This window comes from Primorskyibacter sp. S87 (assembly GCF_049801055.1).
In the GTDB taxonomy this organism is placed as follows: domain Bacteria; phylum Pseudomonadota; class Alphaproteobacteria; order Rhodobacterales; family Rhodobacteraceae; genus JBNAGF01.
Genome location: NZ_JBNAGF010000008.1, coordinates 34,715 through 52,914, shown reverse-complemented (window position 1 = coordinate 52,914; position 18,200 = coordinate 34,715). Strand labels below are relative to the sequence as shown.

The following is an 18,200-nucleotide window of genomic DNA, read 5'->3' as shown; positions in this document are numbered from 1 at the left end:
CTGGTTGTCGCGTCCGGTTCTGGCACATCGTAACTACCAAGGAGTGGAGCTGAGACAGAAACACGGAACAAGGCAGAGCCGCGGCGAGAAACTCGTCAAAGACATACGCCGTGCGACACGCAAACAGAATTACCCAGACAACTTCTCCATCGGTGCTCGAACAAGTCGCGCCAGCTCGTCGAATTTTGTATCCGGGTGTAACATCCGTTTGCGCATTTCCCAGATTGCCTGCCGTCGCGACTCAGGTAGCGCCGCAGCCATGATGTGAAACTTCGCCTCAAGCTCGTGCATCTTCAGTGGCGCCTCGGGTCCCCCGCGTGCATGCGTGTCGCCCGATTCCAGCCGCGTGCCGTCATTCAACTCTACGTTGACATCTGACCAGCGGCCTTCGGGAAAGCGCATGGAATGCCGGGCTGTTTCGCGCACTGAAATGCGCGGCAAAATTGCCGCCACCTGCGGGTCTCTCAACGCCGCGCCATTTATCTGATCCGGTCCAATCCGGCCGTGAACGAGCATCGTCGCAACGGCGAAAGGCAAGGAATACTGCGCCTGTGACGTGTTGGCCGGCATTCCCGGGAAAAGTGCAGCCGCTTCGGCAAAGGTGTTCACCTCGATATTGGCGACGTCCCTCGCGTCAAAACGGTTTTCGTGTTTCAACCCGGACAAGGCGTCAAGTGCTGCATGCGCCCAGCGGCATACAGGGTAAGGCTTTACGTAGTTTCGCTCGATCGTCCAGACCTCGTTCAGATCAGTCCAGAAAGGTGCCGCCGCCTCGTCCTCCACGGTAAGGGCAGGTGCGCCGGTGAACCCCCGCAACGCCAACAAACTGGCCATCGTGCCAACCAAAGCACCCATCCCCGAGCCATCATGCAACATTGTGGGGTTGGCAATCTCTCGCATCATCTGACTGCGGGGACCGTGATATTCGGCAATGCCCAGCGCCTGACGAAGCTGATCGGGACTTGCGCCCCCAAGGCGGCACCCCAGCGCGGCAACACCAAGTGCATTCCACGACCCGGAAGTGTGATAGTCAACGACAGAAGCGTGCAGCGCAAAGGCGGCCCGTGCAGCGATTTCATAAGACATGACCAATGCAGACAGCGCGTCGCGTGCAGACAGTTCTGGCCTGGCTTCGGCGAAAGCGAACAGTGCAGGCACGACAGCACATCCAATGTGGCCCTTGGTCGGGTTAAGGCCATCATGCGCATCAAGGTTGTCGATCTGAGTGGCTGCGGCAAAGGCCGCCCCCGGGATTGAAGCGCGGCGCCCGTCGAACAGGATGCTGGCAGCGTTTTCTGGCGTGCTTGCACCGTGAAAGGCAACGGCATAATCCCGCGCGATCCGCCCTGCTTCAAGGCCCACGGCCCCGGCCGCCACACCCAACGTGTCGATCAGCAGCGTTGCGCCCATGACTATCGCACTCTCTGGCTTTTGGTGGCCAGAGAGTGCGAACTCGGCAATCCGGTCAGCCGTCATAGTCGCTTCCTTTCAAGAAGTTGGCCATATCCCCGCAGAGCCTCGTCAATTCCGGCAAGTTGCATCGCCTGAAACATCATGGCCTGGTTCGAGCTGATCACCGGCTTTCCAGTGGCCTGTTCGAGCCGGGCGATGATCTCGACGCTGCGCATATCAGTGCAGGACAAGACCAGCGCTTCGATCTGCGGATGATCGGCGGCAAGACCCAGATCATACACGGCTTGAGGATCCAACGCGCCCTGTCCGAAATTGTCCAGCGCACCACCAACCTCGGACCGTGCCACTGTTTCGATGCCGGCATCCGACAAAAAGGCGATGGCCATGTCATTGATCGCAGGAACATATGGCGAGGCAAAGCCGACGCGGCCTGTCCCAATAGTTTGCAATGCATGCACCAGCGCTCCTGCGGCGGTCACAGTCGCCGCCCCGCTGGTGTCTTTGATCCGCCCGGCGAGGATACGATCAAAGTCGAGTCCATGGGTGAGTGTAGCCGAGGTGCAGCCATACAAGATCACGTCCGGGCACACGCCCTGAAGCAAGCGCAAGGGCTCTTCCAGATCCGCCGCGCCCAGCCCATGCATCTGATCGGCATCAGGGATTTTGTCCTGATCATATCCCCCCATGCGAGCGAAATGCAGCGATACGCCATTGGGGCGCATGAGAGCCATGTCGGGCTCGAGATTGGAGTTGGTGAACGGCACCAAAACACCCAACTTCGCCCGGCCACGTGATTGCGTCATATTACCCCTCCGTCAGCCCAGCGTTCTAAAAGCTTGGCCGCAAGATCAAGCTCCTCTGCCTGCCCGACTGAAACACGCAGGCAGTCGGGCAGCCCAGCACCACCTTGGGCCCGTGCGACTACGCCTTCGGCTCGCAGGGCAGTATCGGCGCCTTTGGCTGCTCGAGCACTGTCAAAGCGGATTAACGCGAAGTTGGTGAAACTCCCAGGCACCTCAAATCCGGCCCTGCGCAGTCGGGTTATAAAGCGATCACGCCGCAGAGCGGTACTGGCGCAGGTTTCGTGCATGTAAGCCTGATCTGCCAGCGCCGCGATCGCCGCAGCCTGCCCGGCGGCCGAGATGTTATTGGGGTTCATCACTTTGCGAACCTCCCGGGCTATGCCCTCGGGAAACAACCCCCAACCCACCCGCATCCCGGCCAGGCCATAGGCCTTTGAAAAGGTTCGCAGAACAATCGTATCGCCATGCCCGACCAGATCGAAAACGAACTCGCCCAGATGGTCGGAAAACTCGCCATAGGCTTCATCGATCACCAACAATATGTCCCGCCGTAGCTCGTCGCGCAGACGAAAAAGCTCGGCACGCGGTATGCGGGTGCCGGTGGGATTTCCGGGATTGGCTATGAAAACGATGCGTGTGTCTGGCTGAACCGCAGCAAGCAGCGCATCGACCGATGCTGCGATGCCGTCCTCGGGCGCGGTGTCGTAGCGCGCCCTTGCATGCTCTGCGGCGGTTCGGAAAAACGGATAGGCATTAGCAGGTGCCAGAACGGCTCCTGTCTCATCTGCAAATGCCATTGTCAGGCAAATGATCAGTTCCATTGATCCGTTACCACACAGGATTCCCGACTGAGGAACGCCGTGCAGGTCAGACAAGGCCGCCCGCAGCGCACCCCATTCGGGGTCCGGATAAAGCTGCACTGCCGTCATGGCCTTTGTCGCTGCGGCAATGGCTTGCGGGCTCGGCGGGCGCAAACTCTCGTTTTGTGACAGTGAGATCAGGCGCTTGCCCTCGGGCGCGCTCAACTCTGCAAGCGCATAGGGTGACATTCGGGCGACATGGCGAGTGGGTTTTATCATGGCTCGGCACCATAGATGTTGCGGGCGGCCACGTGACTGATCAGCCCGTCTTTCAAATCGCGTTGAACCTCCTCGTGGCTGCGCTCCTGCGGATTGCCAAATCCTCCACCCCCTGGCGTTTCGAAGATCAGAGTCTCTCCGGCTTTTACACGGACCTCGCCTTTGCCCGGCAGGTCGGGTCCTTTATGGCCGATGCGGATCCGGCCCGGCGCGCCGTCATTCGCACCATTGCGGCCAAGCGCGGGGTTCTGGATCCTTTCGACTGAGAGAAACACCATGAAGTCTTCGTCTTTCGAGGACCGCATTTCTATATGCTGGCCCAGCCCACCGCGCATGCGCCCGGCACCGCCGCTGTCGGTTTTGAGTTCCCGCCTCGTGATCAAGACCGGCGCCACCGCTTCGGTGATTTCCACCTGAGATCCCCAGACACCGGACGGGAACGCAGTGGCCGAAAGTCCATCCAGACAGGGTCGCGCGCCGGTGCCGCCGCTGAAGACCAACTCCAGGGCGAATTGTTTGTCCCCGCGCGATACAGCTTCGGGTACGTGACGAAGCGGCAGGTCGTACATGCAAGACGCACCTTCGGCTGGAATCTTATCCGGCAGGACCTGCGCGAGGCATCCATAGACCAGATCGGGCGTCATCTGACCCAACGTATGGCGCATGGCTACCGGGGCCGGGGGCTGGGCGTTCAGGATACAGTCCTTTGGTGCTATCACGCGGAAGGGTGCAAGCGAACCGGCATTGTTGGGAATATCGGGGCCGATGATACAGCGAAGGGCAAAGACCGAATACGCTGTAGCATAGTTCAATGGAACGTTGATGCCCTTATTCGACAGACCCGACGTGCCATCGAAATCCAGAGTGATGTGGTCATCCGCAATAATCAGGGCGGCGTGCAGGTCGATCTCCTTCTCATAGCCGTCCACCTTCAGAACGTTGCGCCAGATGCCATTGGGCAGCTCCGCGATGGCCTCGACAGTGCCGCGATGGGAGGTGTTGATGATGTACTCGGCCAGATCGTCCAGATTATCGATGCCGAACTCCTCCATCATACCCGCCAGCCGCTTTGCTCCGGTTTCACAACAGGCGATCAGTGCATAGATATCGCCTTCGTTGGCGATGGGTTCGCGCGAATTGGCCTTGACGATCTCTATCAGTAGCGTGTTCAGCCTACCGGCATCCACCAATTTGCAAGGTGGGATCAGCAGGCCCTCGTCATATATATCCGCGCCCTCGGGGCCCATACCCAGCCCCCCCAGATCCACCAGATGAGACGTGCACGCGGTGAAGCCGACCACTTTGCCGTTAACGAACACTGGCATCATCAGCAGGAAATCATTCAGATGTCCTGAGGCGATCCAGGGATCGTTGGTCATGTAGACGTCGCCAGGCTTCATGTCCTGAAGCTGAAAGCGCCCGCGCAGGGTTTTCACGGCCTCGGCCATGGTGTTGATATGCCCCGGCGTGCCGGTCACGGCCTGCGAGAGCATCCGGCCGTGAAGGTCGAATATGCCCGCCGAAATATCCCCACATTCCCGCACGATAGGGGAAAAGGCAGAGCGGATCAGGGCCTGGCCCTGTTCCTCGACCACGGCGAGAAGTCTGTTCCACATGACTTGCAACTTTGTGTCTGTTGCATTCATTGCACTTCCTCCCTATTGCGAGTGAGCCTGATATTTCCGCCGCCATCCACACAGGCTGAAAAGTCGGCACTAACGAATGTCGTGGTCTGCGGTTCGATGATCAGGGCGGGTCCCGAAAGGAAGTCACCGGATTTCAGCTGGGAGCGGTCATGGATTTCCGCTTCACGCCACTCACCACTGACATCACACAGAATGGACCTGAACCCGAGGGGCATGGCCCGCTGGTTCGCGGCTCCCTCGGGCGGGTGTTTCAAAGCGCGCGGCTCGGACGACACCTCGAGCACCCAATTCAGGATCTCGATGGTCATGCCCGGAACCGCTCGACTGAACTGGCGGCTGTAAGCATCCTCAAAGGCGCGGCGCAGAGCGGGAATGTCCTCCTCCTCCAGCTCTCGGTTCGGAAGCGGGATTTCGATCTCGTGGCCCTGTCCGTGATAGCGCATGAAAGCCTGCCGCCGCTGCATGAGCACGCCCTGAGGTGCACCTGCTCGAACCACCGATCGGGCCTCGGCGATCATATCGTCGAAAAAGTTGTTGAGGCCCACGAGATCAAGCCCCTCGAGCGTGGCATAGCACGAGCGGATAATCTCAAACGAGACCGGCGCAAAAAGGAAACCTACCGCCGAACCCACCCCGGGATCGCGTGGGATCAGGATGCGGTCAACCTGCGACCGACGCGCAACCCGGGTCGCATGAAGGGGGCCGTTGCCGCCAAAAGCGATCATCATCCGTGCGCCCAGATCCTTACCCGATTCCACGGCATGCATTCGGCCCGCGCTTGCCATGTTCTCGTCAACGATCTCGCTGACCCCTTGCGCTGCCCGGGCGGCATCAAGCCCCAACGCCTGCCCGACGCTGCGCTCAAGCGCCACTTGCGCAGCTTCCATGTCGATCGCTAGACGCCCCTCGGCAAAGCGCCCGGGTTCAATCAACCCCTGCATGACGTCGGCGTCAGTTACGGTGGGCTCGGTGCCCCCCTTCGCGAAGGCCGCCGGACCGGGGTCGGAACCCGCGCTTTCCGGCCCGACCTGCAAACGACCCAGCCGGTCGACATTCGCAAGGGACCCACCGCCAGCACCGATTTCAATCATCTCGATTACCGGAATACGCACCGGCATGCCCGAACCCTTGATGAACCGCGCAGCTCGGGCAATTTCGAACTTGCGGGCTTTTTGCGGTCGAAACCCGTCGATCAGGCAGAGCTTGGCTGTGGTGCCGCCCATGTCTAAACTCAGCACCTCGCGCTCATCAGTTTCGGCGGCGATGCGCGCGGCCAGGATGGCGCCACCAGCCGGTCCCGATTCAACCAACCGGATCGGTAGGCGAGCGGCGGTTTCAATTGTGGTCATGCCGCCACCCGCAGTCATCATCAAGATCGGGCATGTCAAACCCTCCCTTTGAAACCGGGCCTGGAAATCCGCCAGGTAGGTGGCCATTAGCGGTTGGATATAGGCATTGGCGATTGTGGTCGAAAGCCGATCAAACTCACGAGCCTCGGGGCTGACTTCATGTGAAAGCGAGATTACCAGATCAGGAAGCGCGTCGCGCAGAAGGTCACGTAACCTTAGCTCGTGCGTCGGATTGGCATAGGCGTGCATCAGGCAGATCGCCACGGCTTCGGTGCCGCTGGCAGCAAGATCTTCAGCCAGCCCGGCAACTCCCCCCTCGACAAGCGGTTGCAGTTCCCGCCCTTGCGCATCCATGCGCCCGCCGATGGTGAAGGCACGCGAGCGCGGTACGAAAAGGTCTGGTTTGACCAGATTGATGTCATACTGACTGTAACGCCGCTCATATGCGATTTCGAGGATGTCGCGAAAACCTTCGGTCGTCACAGTGGCCACGACGGCGCCACGCCGCTCGATCAGAGCATTGGTCGCCAGCGTCGTTCCGTGAATGAAGCCATCGATGCTCGACCAGTCGGCCCCGGCCTCGGCCTGCACCCGTTTTGCCCCATCAAGCGCTCCGAGGGTTGGGTTGCTAGGGGTTGTCGGTATCTTGGCGGTGGCGAGGATTTGCCCCGGACCATCGACGAGGACCGTATCAGAAAAAGTCCCCCCGATATCGACGGCAAGGCGAAGGCCGTTCTTGTTGTGCATGGAAAATCAACCGGAATGAGGAAAGCCAGCGCATGTCCGGACGCCCGGATAAGAAAGTGCCGAAACGGCAAACAATCGGTTTCACGTCACACGACGAGATCACATCCGGTCGCCCGACGCCCTAAGTCTATCCTTAAGCCCTGAGCCAGCATGCGGCCGCCTTAATTCACTCCGATACCCGGAATGCTGCGTGAACTGATGTTCGGTCGTCAATATTTTTTTCACCAGCCCCGCAATGGACATCATGCTCCCCGGCCAGCACGAGAGGGCTGCCGCCAGTTTGCCCGCCGCATTGAAAGAGTATGAGATCACATCGGCATTCAACGAACTCTGCGATCACGCATTGGCGCAGAAACCACACTAGAGTTTTCATCTTTTTTCACGGGAACACGTGTCTGATGCGTTCTGACAAAAACGACAACGTCTGCCCAAAAGCGGACGCACGACCAAACCCAGCGAATGACCGCTTAGAAGACAAAAGCTGTCGCCTATTCATCAACAATTTCTAACTGCCTTCGACGGCGGATGACATTCACAGTGTTAGTTCACTGACAACACGCATAACGGCATTAGCCTGCGATAGATCCACGTTGCCAAAGCCTCCGGCGTCATTGTCCCAATAACGGCCTGAGGCCTTCGCGAAGTCGCCATCCAGGGCAAGGCGACACAGGATGTCGGCTCCGATTTGAAGATCATTGCCGGCGACCCCAAAGCCTTCTTTGACCATTTTCGAGGCCAACAGCGAGCCGGGATTGACCGCGATGAAGACGGGACCGGTCGGATGATTTGCTGCCATTGCCGCAGACCAAAGCGTAATCGCGCGTTTGCTTTGTGCGTATGCTCCCATATCGTCCAACTGCTTCTCACCGGAAAGCGCTGCCAAATCGACTGGGGCCTGCGCCGCGGAGGACAGATTGATGACGCGTCCCTCACTTGGCAAACGTGGGAGCAAAGCCGCGGTTAAAACGTGAGGAGCCAATGTGTTCACGACAAAGCGTACGTCTTGACCATTTGGCAGGATCGGATTGGATGTTTTGTAGACACCCGCATTGTTGATCAGAACATCGATTCGGCCGTGGTCGTCGTTGACCATTTCTGCCAACGCAGATGTCGCCTCCAATGAGGACAGGTCCGCCTCATAGCTCGCTACCTTGCCACCAACCTCCTTAGCAGCGGCTTCCAATTTGCCGGCGCTCCTCCCATGCAGAATGACCTTGTGACCTTGGGCTACAAGGGTTTTTGCGGTCAACAGGCCAATTCCGTCAGTTGATCCGGTGATAAAAATTGTTTTGGTCATTGCGGAGTTCCTTGCACAGGAAATTCTGGAAGCAGTTCTTGGCCGAGGCGCTACATCGTGCCGTCGATGTTTCTTTGACTGAAACGCAGGTTCAGGGCGACATGATTGATCCCGCTATCGCGTAGATCACGAAGGTAGGACATCAGGAAGGGCAGGCCAGATCAAAAGCCCAATGAATGGGTTGGGGCTGAGCATGATCGTCATCCAACAGATCAGCATAGAACCACTGCATTTCGGACTTGAGACCAGTGCCTGTCTTGGTTGAACCGGCGCGGTTATCGCGGGCGGTTTGAGCCTGAGCAGCAACATCCGAGGATTGGTCATCCAGCCATCCCGATAGGCGGCAACCCGGTCCGGACTTTGCAGTGCACCGCCTGTCATCAGGATCGGAAACCATTCGCTGGCGGGTTTGGGCAGCATTTCCATGGATCCGATCAATTCACCATGCGCACCGCTATGTGTCGGATAAGCGCCCCGTTACGTGAGGAGACAGAACCTCATAACGCGCAGGTGCTCGTACGTTCTCAGGCGTGGAATCTCGACCCGTTCTGGTGCAAGATATCTAAGGGTTGCGTTTGCAGAAGTGGGTTTTATGGCACCGAATTCCGACACAGGAACTTGCAGGGAGTATTCCACAGCGTTGGAGACCTTTGATCTGGATTCCGCAAGGTCTTCTTTCTCCGGCAGTTTCAGCGATGGGATCAATGCATGTGTGGAATGCTGTGATGCCCATTTACAGGACAATCCCCGGGCTTTGGACTGGATATCTTTGGACGGGCATCATGAGACCCGCAGCTTTTTGGAGCTGCGTGACGAAGCCGCCCGTTTCGCCAACTTTCTGAAGGAGCAAAGCATACGACCAGGCGACATCGTGGCGGGCTTATTGCCGCGCACTCCGGATCTGGTGGCAGTCGTTCTGGGTGCCCTGAGGGCAGGTGCGGCCTACCAGCCCTTGTTTACAGCCTTTGGGCCCAAGGCTATTCAGGACCGCTTGACCATGAGCGGTGCAAAGCTGGTCGTAACCGATGCCGCAAACCGCAAAAAGCTCGACGGTGTCAAAGATTGTCCGCCGGTCGCAATGATCGTGGACACCCCAAACGAGCTTAACACCGGAGACATTGATTTCCGGCGGGCATTGGCCTCGCAGTCTACGGAGTTTGTTCCGGTATTGCGAAGCGGCGATGATCTGATGTTCATGATGGCAACCTCTGGAACGACAGGGCCCGCGAAGGGCGTACCAGTTCCGCTAAAAGCTCTGCCGGCCTTACGAGCTTACATGGTCGATGGGATCGATTTGCGGCCTGAGGATGTTTTTTGGAACATTGCCGATCCCGGCTGGGCCTATGGGCTCTACTATGCAGTTATCGGACCGCTGCTATTGGGTCATTCAACCACTCTGGTCGAAGGGCCATTCATGGTGGACAGCACATACGATGTGATTTCCAGATTGGGCGTAACCAACTTTGCCGGCGCACCCACTGCGTTTCGACTGATCATCGCCTCTGGAAACGAGCGCGCGTCACAGCTGCGCGATCAAATCCGCTGTATCAGCAGCGCAGGCGAACCGCTGAATCCTGAAGTCATCCGTTGGTTCGAAACCGAGCTGGATGCGCCGATCAGAGATCACTATGGGCAGACAGAAACGGGCATGTTGGTGAATAACCATCATGGGCTCGAACATCCGGTGCGTCCGGGATCCGCTGGCTATGCGATGCCGGGATATCGGGTTGAGGTTCTGGCCGAGGATGGCAGTATAGCCGATCCAAACGAGCCCGGCCAACTGGCCGTGAACATCGCGGGTTCACCCCTCTTGTTTTTTAGTGGCTATCTAAACAAGGGCAACAAATCGATCGAGAACGGGTACTATCTTACCGGGGACACCGTAGAGCGGGATGAACACGGGTGTATCACCTTCGTCGGGCGAAATGACGATGTTATCACTTCTTCGGGTTATCGCATCGGACCGTTTGACGTTGAGAGCGCCTTAATCGAGCATCCCGCTGTCACCGAAACGGCCGTCGTCGGTGTGCCGGACAAAGAACGGACCGAAATCGTCAAAGCGGTTGTCGTTCTGGCGGAAGGCGCAGACGGCAATGACGAGCTGGCTGAAGAACTGAAGGATTACGTCAAACGGCGCCTCTCAGCACACGCCTATCCTCGTCTTATCGAATTTGTGAGTGAACTGCCAAAGACACCGAGCGGCAAAATCCAACGTTTCCTACTGAGGCGCGCGAGTGTCGGCAATACATGATCAAGCCTCTCGGGGGAGCAGGTCCACCAAGTCGTGACATGCTCCCCTTGGAGTCTGCGTTTTCTCTTTAGCTCTGTTCAGGAATTGGCCCTTCTTCTGACCCTTGGTGATACTCCCGTGTGGCGGGGTTGGTCAGACCGTCCTGAAACGGGTTGTCATCAGTTTTGTCACTCATGGTTTGATCATCCTCTCAATCGGTGATGCAGAATAATCGGAACAGCCAGCTCCTCTTCGTCAGTCAGATGACGCTGCAAAAAGGCCTCGATCGCCTGGGCCGCGCCATGAAGCTGGCCTGCTTCGTCACGCGCCTGGGCCTCATCAAGCTGGACAAGTTTGATCGCCCGGTTTGCCTTGCGTGTGAAACCCTCCAATATCAAGTCAAGGTCGGCGTGATCTTTCTCGAGTATCTCAAGCCCGGCATCGAACCGGGGATCGGCCGCAGACAGTTCTGGGAAGAAATTGTGATCTTCCCAGCCATGGTGGCCGTGCAGGTTTCCCACCAGCAAACCGCCAAAATACGACAGACGGCGAGCATAGCCAGAGGCGTCGCTGTTGCCATCAAGATAGGCCTCGGTGTCTTGGCGAACGCGGTCGGCCAACTGGCGAAACATCACGTGCGCGCCCAGCCAATGGCGTGTCTTTTCCTTGAACCCGGGATGGGCCTCCCAGCTGTCGCGAGGATAACGTTCAAGCAGGAATTGCATCTCGCCTGGCATACCTTCTGTGCGGAAATCGTTTGTATCGAGCATGATTTGGCTCCTTTCCGCAGGGATATGAGGCGGGCTGAGCGCCTATGTTAGGTCCATCTGCGCACAGCCAATTTGCTATTTCCGCAGGCCTGCGAAACGAATACCGCTCAGGTCGGCCATTTCACGTTTCCAGGTGGTGATGTCGTTTGAAGTGAAACCAGTCAGCGATGCGTGACCACAGGCGCGCGCCAACACCTGCATCAATTCGACACTTGCCTCGAAGTACCGCGCCAGACGTTCTGCCGAGACTTGAACATCAAGACGTTTGCGCAGTTCGGGTTTCTGCGTCGCTACACCCACAGGACAGTTGTTCGAATTGCACATGCGCGCGGCGATGCACCCCACGGCCTGCATAGCCGAGTTGCTGACGGCAATCGCATCCGCACCAAGTGCCATTGCTTTTGCGAAATCCTCGGCCACGCGCAGGCCACCGGTGATGACAAGCGTCACATCGCGGCCCGTTTTGGCGTCCAGATGATGTCGTGCGCGGGCCAACGCCGGAATGGTCGGAACCGAGATATGGTCACGAAAAAGCAGTGGCGCCGCACCGGTCCCACCACCGCGCCCATCAAGGATGATGTAATCGGCACTGGCTTCCAGCGCAAAGTCGATATCGTCTTCGATGTGGTTGGCCGAAAGCTTGAAGCCGATAGGAATGCCGCCGGATCGTTCGCGCACCTGATCGGCGATGCGTTTGAAATCGGCAGGTTTGTGCAGGTCCGGAAATGTCGATGGTGATATCGCCGCCTGACCGGGTTCCAGACCTCGCACCTCGGCGATTTTGTCCTGCACCTTGTCACCAGGCAGATGCCCGCCCGTGCCAGTCTTTGCCCCTTGGCCGCCTTTGAAATGAAACGCCTGTACGCGTTCGACCAGATCAATGTTCCAACCGAAACGGGCCGATGCCAATTCGTAGAAATAGCGCGTGTTCTCGGCCTGCTCTTCTGGGAGCATACCGCCTTCGCCCGAACAGATGCCAGTTCCAGCAAGCTCTGCCCCACGTGCCAGTGCGGTTTTGGCTTCTTCGGACAGGGCGCCATAGCTCATGTCCGAAACAAAGAGCGGGATATCCAAGGTCAGTGGCTTTGCCGCCCGTGGCCCAATGGTCATCGAAGTTTCCACCACCGCATCATCCAACAAGGGTTTACGCGCCATCTGCGCCGGCAGAACCTGGATGTCGTCCCAATGCGGCAGATCTTTGCGCGGGACACCCATTGCACCCATTTCGCCATGATGGCCCAGTTTCGAGAGCCCATCGCGGGCCAATTCATGGATCCGTGCCACCGTCGGTTCCTCAGGCGTCGCAACAGCAGCAGGTACCTCTCTCTTGGGCTCTGGGGCGGCATCCCCGGGCTCAAGATTTCCGAGTGTCGCATGGGCACCGTCACAATAGGGCGCATTGGCAGATGACTTGCATTGGCACAAGGCTGCCGGGCCATCCTTTTCAGCCGCAAACTTCAGCGGCGTGATCCCGGACCCGGCATGCGACCCGTCACAAAACGGCTGTGATTGAGACTTGCCACACCGACACCAATAATAATCCTTCCCAACCTCAAGGTCTGTTTTGGCAGGGTGTTTTGCCGCGATTATCGGTACTGTCTGCCGGGTCATATTCAGCTTTCCTCGCTAGAACGGTTACGATTATGGGGTGACCCGAAATCAGTATCCGGTCTCACCGACACAACCCGCGACGGGTTCGCCGCCTCATGGCTACCGTAACAGTGTTTCCAAATGCAGGGGATGTCGACCGTGTTGACTGAAAGCGGATGTTAGGTGGGCGTGCATCAAAGTCAGCACAAGTTCCAAGCATTCCCGAAGCAGTCCCACTTACCCGAGTATACTTTTCTTAGTCGTTCACATAGGGATCGGTCTCGCAGACTTATGCGTTTCTCATCTGGCGAAGCACTGTCCATACACGGCGTCGTCGAATTGCCCATGCTCCTGCCGAAACGACGAGCAGACAGAGTGCCGCTTTTGTAAAGTCTCCCATCGTCCCGTCGATTAACCAGGCGTGAACAACGGTTCCCGTGACGACGGTAATAGCTGCAAGGCTATGCCCCAAACGCCAAAACCGCAGGCCAATTCGTTTTCTGAAAACAACAAGTAGGCCGGCAGCGAAAACGCCCCACATCGCAATTGCCCCCCAGACCGAAAATGGTGTTGGCGAACGGAATAGAAGAACATCCACAACATCCGGCGGGCTCGTAATCCAAAGACCAGCGACATGTATGATCACTGCGAGAATTAGCCCCGTGCCCGTCCAGATATGGACGCGCCGCGCCGGAACACCTGGAACCGCGCCGAGTATCAAGAGAGGTTGGACAAGCAAAAGTGCCAACCCAAATATCCCCGAAAACCCTGCCGCGATGTAGATTGGAGACCGCCATTGCAGAAGCGGGCTCTGCGCGGCGACTATCAATGGGATGAAGATGGCCAGCGCCAAAGCCGTCCAAAAGAGCGCAGCACGCGCTGTCATCAGACCGGGAGTAGAACGAATTCGACATGAAGGCTCGTGTCTGATGCCCGCGCCATCACTGGCCGCAGGAACACGGTCTCAAAGCCCCCATCGTCGTAGTCAGCATCATAGGCGAGATGTCCATGCGCCTGACCGAATGCGGGGACGATCTGCGGCATCTCGATACGAAACGTACCCTTCTCGTCAGTAAGGGTTGCGCCATGCGACCTTTCTTCCCGTTCGTGTCCTTCTGTTGTGTGCGCCCAGACTTGAATACGCCGTCCGCCCAAGGGTGCACCGTCACCGGCGCGACGTACCGTGCCGGTAGTAAAAAAGCCTCCGTTTCCAATTCTCTCCACGATCGGCGCGCCAGGGCGGTAATTGTTGGCTCCACCGCGCATCGTCGGTGTGGGCGCCAGAGATTGCGCAAGCGCCGGCGCTGGCAGGCCCGCGGAGCCGACGAGAATTGCGGCACCGGTGGCTGTAACGAAAGCTCGTCGAGTTTGCAGCAGTATCGGCATAACGGTTTTCCCAAATTGGGTTCGCAAATTTCGTTGGTTACTATCCTAATACGAAACAGGCTTTATCCAACCACACCACACGCGGAATTTATTATCGAACTCAAGCGGCAATGAGTTTCCGGATCATGGCCACTATGCGCTCCTAAGAAACGCGGGCCGCCTTTCTTCAGTAGCGTGGAATAGTGCCGTTGTGAAAACTATGGTCCATAGCGGGATAGATATGCGGCTCACTGCGCATATCCGGTCGCACCGCCCCTCGGGCTGCCTCCACCAGTAGCCGAAACACGGGGGCTAGACACCTCTCATGGGCAGGCTAACATCCGGATGGGTCAAGTGTGTGCGATTGTTGCGCAACCCGAACTGGAGCTAGACGAGATGCCGCGTGGGAAAGGCGATTGGGTGGTCGTGGCGCAAAGCGTGCAACTGGATTTGCCGCGCCCTTTGATCCCTGTCGAACTCTATGGGCGGCCCTATGTGCTTTTTCGGGACGAAGAGGGGTGTCTTGGCCTGATTGGCCGTCATTGCCCTCATCGCGGTGCGGACCTTTGCTATGGAAGGTTGGAGGATAATGGCCTGCGTTGCCCTTTCCATGGCTGGCATTTTGACCGGACAGGGCAATGCGTCGAGCAACCTGCAGAACCCGAAGGTTCGCGCATGTACACCCAGATCAAAGTCCCGATGGTTCCTGTGAAAGAGGAACACGGGACGATCTACGCTTGGATTGCCAAGGAGGAGGCCGCCGGATGATCAGCCAAGAGCTCAATGATATGATCACGCGCATCGGCCCTGACACTCAGGCGGGCGAAGTGCTGCGGCACTATTGGCAGCCTGCAGCGCTGTGTGATGAGATCACTGACAACTTGCCGGTGGCGGTGAACCTGTTAGGCGAGCGCCTGGCTCTGACCGAAGCCGAGGGAACGTTGTGTTTGGCAACACGCCATTGCCCGGAAGATGCACCAGCCGCCCACTTCCCCCCTGCAAGCGAGATCCAGCTTGATCCCAACGGACCTACATATCCAGTTCGTGAGATCGGCGGGATCATCTTTGCTTACATGGGTCCCGGTGACGCGCCAGACCTACCCGGCTTTGATTGTTTTCGCGCGCCGGACAGCCATGTCTTTGCTTTCAAAGGGCTTTGGAATTGCAATTGGTTGCAGGCCCTCGAGATCGGGATTGACCCGGCCCATGCCTCCTTTCTTCACCGCTTCCTTGAGGATGAGGATCCGGAAAACAGCTATGGCAAACAGTTCCGCGACAAAGCTGCTCACACCAATATGCCGATGACGCAGGTTCTGCGCGAGTATCCGCGCCCGGTCATCGAAGTTGAAGAGACAGGCTATGGCCTGAAAATTACCGCCCTTCGTCACATGGCGAATGCGCTGACCCATGTTCGGGTGACTAACCAGATCTTCCCCGAAGCGATCTGCATCCCCATGTCACGCGAAATGACGATCACCCAATGGCATGTGCCGGTCGATGATGAAAACTGCTATTGGTACACAATATTCACCAGTTTTGGCGATCCGGTGGACAAAGATCTTATGCGGGCACAGCGGCTTCAGGAACATCGACTGCCCGATTACGCACCGCTTAAGAATCGCGAGAACGACTATCACTTTGACCCCGAAGAACAGGCCAAGTTGACTTACACAGGAATGGGTATGGACATAAACGTGCATGACCAATGGGCCGTCGAGGGGATGGGCGCGATCCAGGATCGCACGCAGGAGCATCTGGGCCGCAGCGATGTTGCCATCATCCGCTATCGTCGGATGCTACGCAAAGCAATTGCGGATCTCGAAGCTGGTCGCCCTGACGCGTTGCCAATGCAGGCCGATCTGAGCGCCCTTGTGGGCCCGTTGTCAAACGACGCCATTGCCGAGACGCAGGATTGGCAAGCCGCCAGCCACTCTACCGATCTGGCGCGTCGGGCTGCCTGTCCGTGGGACGCGTCGATCTGAATGCAGAGTAGAGACAGAGAAACCGTTCTTGCCAAATCAAGTGCGCTTGAAACAATTCGCCTCTGCTTTGTCGACCAGCATGGAATTCTGCGGGGCAAGACGATCGTCGCCGAAATGCTGGATAGCGTCTTTGACAAAGGCATTGGCGTGCCGTCTACGCTGCTACTGAAGGACACTTCGCACCGCACAGTATTTCCCATCTGGCAGGAAGGCACCGAGATCTGCGATCTACCGCTTTCAGGTGCCAGCGATGTTGTGCTCCGCCCTGATCCCGGGCTCTTTTTTCCTCTGCCCTGGGCTCCACATTCGGCGATCATGCTCTGCGACGTACTGGACCGTAACTGCGCGCCGGTCGCTTTTTCCGCAAGTGCGGTGCTGGACCGCGCGGTCGAGGCCCTTGCAGAGGCAGGATATGAAGCGATCTTTGGACTTGAGGTCGAATTTCAGGTGTTTCGCCGAACTGACCCTGCGTTGGAGCACAGTCAGGCCACAATACCGCCCTCCCCGCCTCAGACTGAGAACCTGACGCAGGGCCACCAATTCCTGACCGAGACTCGCTATGGCGAAGCCGAAGCGCTGCTCGATCATCTGCGCCGCATGGCCGAGGGGATGGGCTTCGAACCCCGGACCGTCGAGATCGAGATGGGTCCCAGCCAGTTTGAATTCACCTTTGCTCCGGGCGATCCAAAGACTCAGGCGGCACGCTTTGTCTTGTTCCGAACAATGGTGAAAGAAGTGTGCCAGTCTCGAGGCCTGCATGCGAGCTTTATGGCCAAACCTCGCCTCCCCAATGCTGCTGCGAATGGCTGGCACATGCACCAATCCTTGTTGCATCTCGGTAGCGGAGAAAACGCCTTTACCCCGGCAGCGACTGATGCGCTGACACCTGAGGCCAGCGGTTGGATTGCGGGTCTTCTGGATCACGCAACAGAACTCTGCTTGCTGACCAACCCAACCGTGAACAGCTACAAACGCTTCTCCCCGTTTCAGCTGGCACCAAATCGCATCCTCTGGGGCAACGACAATCGGGGCGCTATGTTGCGAGGACTGATGATGCCCGGCGATCCCGCTGCACGCATCGAAAACCGCGTGGCTGACTCTTCCGCCAACCCCTATTTTGCATTTGCAGGACAGATACATTCGGGCCGGGCCGGCCTCGCCGCTGGCCAAAGTGCGCCGCCCCCGAGCGAGACGCCCTATACCGCTGCGGACGCCCAAAAACTGCCAACCAATCTTGGAGATGCAATCACACTGTTCGAAACCTCACCATTTGTGGAAGCCTGTCTTGGTGCTGACGTGCAGAGCTATCTCACCAAATTGAAACGCGCAGAGTGGGAGCGCTACCTGATGAACCTCTCCGAATGGGAGCATCAGGAATATTTCGGCCTGTTTTAAATGCCCGCGTTCGATGACATCCTGGATGGATATTTCCCGTTGCGAACCTCAATTACCGATCTGATGCAGCGCCGAAATCTCCGTCATGCGGTTGTGAAACTCAGCTTTGCCCCGATCATCGAGGTCGATGGCTTACACCACGACGCGCCGGTCCCGCTCAACATTCGAGGCTGTCGAGCCGGAATGATACGCGCGGCGGAACTCAACGTTGCCGTGGCAAAGCACGGGATTGAGGTGAGCGGGCATGCGCATTGGTTTTGGCTCAACCGCATGCCAACAGCTGACCACCTAAACCCGATGATACGGCTTGCTGAACCCGCACTGGCCCGAGTGATACCACAAAGGACCACGCCAAGCTTCGGGCGAGGTGTTGTCCTGACCCGCAACTTGGTGGATTGAGCGAAAAGGTCAGCCCCAAGGTGTACTGAAAGTCCGACAGAGGGCCACCGGGCCAGTTGGGCATCTGACCCATCAGCAGCAGCAAGCTGGCATCAATCAATTCGTTGCGGTACCGGCTTCGCCCGCAGTGCAGTC

At 57.9% G+C, this 18,200-nt stretch carries 15 protein-coding genes; 5 read left to right on the top strand and 10 right to left on the bottom strand.

Annotated elements, in window-relative coordinates:
* Positions 1-129: 129 nt before the first annotated feature.
* The 7 genes from ACP15U_RS14350 to ACP15U_RS14320 all read right to left on the bottom strand — a co-directional run bounded on the left by ACP15U_RS14350 (position 130) and on the right by ACP15U_RS14320 (position 8,754).
* Positions 130-1,476, bottom strand: a complete 1,347-nt coding sequence (locus ACP15U_RS14350) for an MmgE/PrpD family protein (RefSeq protein ID WP_425045836.1) — start codon at positions 1,474-1,476, stop codon at positions 130-132.
* Positions 1,473-2,216, bottom strand: a complete 744-nt coding sequence (locus ACP15U_RS14345; RefSeq protein WP_425045835.1) for a maleate cis-trans isomerase family protein — start codon at positions 2,214-2,216, stop codon at positions 1,473-1,475. The genes ACP15U_RS14350 and ACP15U_RS14345 overlap by 4 nt, the downstream gene beginning before the upstream one ends.
* Entirely contained in the window at positions 2,213-3,295 is a 1,083-nt protein-coding gene (locus ACP15U_RS14340) for a pyridoxal phosphate-dependent aminotransferase (RefSeq protein WP_425045834.1), read from the bottom strand. Before ACP15U_RS14340 ends, ACP15U_RS14345 begins: the two co-directional genes overlap by 4 nt.
* Positions 3,292-4,941, bottom strand: a complete 1,650-nt coding sequence (locus ACP15U_RS14335; protein ID WP_425045833.1) for a hydantoinase B/oxoprolinase family protein — start codon at positions 4,939-4,941, stop codon at positions 3,292-3,294. The genes ACP15U_RS14340 and ACP15U_RS14335 overlap by 4 nt, the downstream gene beginning before the upstream one ends.
* Positions 4,938-7,037 carry a hydantoinase/oxoprolinase family protein gene (locus ACP15U_RS14330; RefSeq protein WP_425045832.1) on the bottom strand — a complete coding sequence of 700 codons (2,100 nt, stop codon included), beginning with the start codon at positions 7,035-7,037 and terminating at the stop codon, positions 4,938-4,940. The genes ACP15U_RS14335 and ACP15U_RS14330 overlap by 4 nt, the downstream gene beginning before the upstream one ends.
* Before the next feature lie 532 nt (positions 7,038-7,569).
* Complete coding sequence (locus ACP15U_RS14325) at positions 7,570-8,334, bottom strand: SDR family NAD(P)-dependent oxidoreductase (protein ID WP_425045831.1); 765 nt, start codon at positions 8,332-8,334, stop codon at positions 7,570-7,572.
* Positions 8,335-8,460: 126 nt separating this feature from the next.
* Positions 8,461-8,754, bottom strand: coding sequence for a hypothetical protein (locus ACP15U_RS14320; protein ID WP_425045830.1), 294 nt, complete (start codon positions 8,752-8,754; stop codon positions 8,461-8,463).
* A 334-nt stretch (positions 8,755-9,088) separates the two neighbouring features.
* Between ACP15U_RS14320 and ACP15U_RS14315 the strand changes: the two genes are divergently transcribed.
* Complete coding sequence (locus ACP15U_RS14315) at positions 9,089-10,585, top strand: AMP-binding protein (protein ID WP_425045829.1); 1,497 nt, start codon at positions 9,089-9,091, stop codon at positions 10,583-10,585.
* Positions 10,586-10,767: 182 nt separating this feature from the next.
* Here ACP15U_RS14315 and ACP15U_RS14310 read toward each other — a convergent pair whose 3' ends face one another.
* The 3 genes from ACP15U_RS14310 to ACP15U_RS14300 form a co-directional block, all read right to left on the bottom strand.
* Entirely contained in the window at positions 10,768-11,334 is a 567-nt protein-coding gene (locus ACP15U_RS14310; protein ID WP_425045828.1) for a hemerythrin domain-containing protein, read from the bottom strand.
* Positions 11,335-11,409: 75 nt separating this feature from the next.
* Positions 11,410-12,945, bottom strand: a complete 1,536-nt coding sequence (locus ACP15U_RS14305) for a glutamate synthase-related protein (protein WP_425045827.1) — start codon at positions 12,943-12,945, stop codon at positions 11,410-11,412.
* Positions 12,946-13,809: 864 nt separating this feature from the next.
* Positions 13,810-14,310, bottom strand: a complete 501-nt coding sequence (locus ACP15U_RS14300) for a twin-arginine translocation pathway signal (RefSeq protein WP_425045826.1) — start codon at positions 14,308-14,310, stop codon at positions 13,810-13,812.
* A 324-nt stretch (positions 14,311-14,634) separates the two neighbouring features.
* On the opposite strand from ACP15U_RS14300, the gene ACP15U_RS14295 reads away from it, so the two are divergent.
* From ACP15U_RS14295 to ACP15U_RS14280, 4 genes are read left to right on the top strand one after another with little or no spacing between them, the layout of a single operon-like run.
* Positions 14,635-15,057, top strand: a complete 423-nt coding sequence (locus tag ACP15U_RS14295; RefSeq protein WP_425045825.1) for a Rieske 2Fe-2S domain-containing protein — start codon at positions 14,635-14,637, stop codon at positions 15,055-15,057.
* The gene (locus ACP15U_RS14290) at positions 15,054-16,271 is read left to right on the top strand and encodes an aromatic ring-hydroxylating dioxygenase subunit alpha (protein ID WP_425045824.1); all 1,218 of its coding nucleotides are present in this window, start codon (positions 15,054-15,056) and stop codon (positions 16,269-16,271) included. The genes ACP15U_RS14295 and ACP15U_RS14290 overlap by 4 nt, the downstream gene beginning before the upstream one ends.
* Entirely contained in the window at positions 16,272-17,666 is a 1,395-nt protein-coding gene (locus ACP15U_RS14285; RefSeq protein ID WP_425045823.1) for a glutamine synthetase family protein, read from the top strand.
* Positions 17,667-18,065 carry a hypothetical protein gene (locus ACP15U_RS14280; protein WP_425045822.1) on the top strand — a complete coding sequence of 133 codons (399 nt, stop codon included), beginning with the start codon at positions 17,667-17,669 and terminating at the stop codon, positions 18,063-18,065.
* Positions 18,066-18,200: the final 135 nt, after the last annotated feature.

Excerpts from the sequence above, each read along its gene's own strand:
- ACP15U_RS14350 (WP_425045836.1), bottom strand. The coding sequence starts at position 1,476 with ATGACGGCTGACCGGATTGCCGAGTTCGCACTCTCTGGCCACCAAAAG.
- ACP15U_RS14330 (WP_425045832.1), bottom strand. The coding sequence starts at position 7,037 with ATGCACAACAAGAACGGCCTTCGCCTTGCCGTCGATATCGGGGGGACT.
- ACP15U_RS14280 (WP_425045822.1), top strand. The coding sequence starts at position 17,667 with ATGCCCGCGTTCGATGACATCCTGGATGGATATTTCCCGTTGCGAACC.
- ACP15U_RS14340 (WP_425045834.1), bottom strand. The coding sequence starts at position 3,295 with ATGATAAAACCCACTCGCCATGTCGCCCGAATGTCACCCTATGCGCTT.
- ACP15U_RS14345 (WP_425045835.1), bottom strand. The coding sequence starts at position 2,216 with ATGACGCAATCACGTGGCCGGGCGAAGTTGGGTGTTTTGGTGCCGTTC.
- ACP15U_RS14305 (WP_425045827.1), bottom strand. The coding sequence starts at position 12,945 with ATGACCCGGCAGACAGTACCGATAATCGCGGCAAAACACCCTGCCAAA.
- ACP15U_RS14300 (WP_425045826.1), bottom strand. The coding sequence starts at position 14,310 with ATGCCGATACTGCTGCAAACTCGACGAGCTTTCGTTACAGCCACCGGT.
- ACP15U_RS14290 (WP_425045824.1), top strand. The coding sequence starts at position 15,054 with ATGATCAGCCAAGAGCTCAATGATATGATCACGCGCATCGGCCCTGAC.
- ACP15U_RS14285 (WP_425045823.1), top strand. The coding sequence starts at position 16,272 with ATGCAGAGTAGAGACAGAGAAACCGTTCTTGCCAAATCAAGTGCGCTT.
- ACP15U_RS14310 (WP_425045828.1), bottom strand. The coding sequence starts at position 11,334 with ATGCTCGATACAAACGATTTCCGCACAGAAGGTATGCCAGGCGAGATG.
- ACP15U_RS14320 (WP_425045830.1), bottom strand. The coding sequence starts at position 8,754 with ATGCTGCCCAAACCCGCCAGCGAATGGTTTCCGATCCTGATGACAGGC.
- ACP15U_RS14335 (WP_425045833.1), bottom strand. The coding sequence starts at position 4,941 with ATGAATGCAACAGACACAAAGTTGCAAGTCATGTGGAACAGACTTCTC.
- ACP15U_RS14325 (WP_425045831.1), bottom strand. The coding sequence starts at position 8,334 with ATGACCAAAACAATTTTTATCACCGGATCAACTGACGGAATTGGCCTG.
- ACP15U_RS14295 (WP_425045825.1), top strand. The coding sequence starts at position 14,635 with ATGGGTCAAGTGTGTGCGATTGTTGCGCAACCCGAACTGGAGCTAGAC.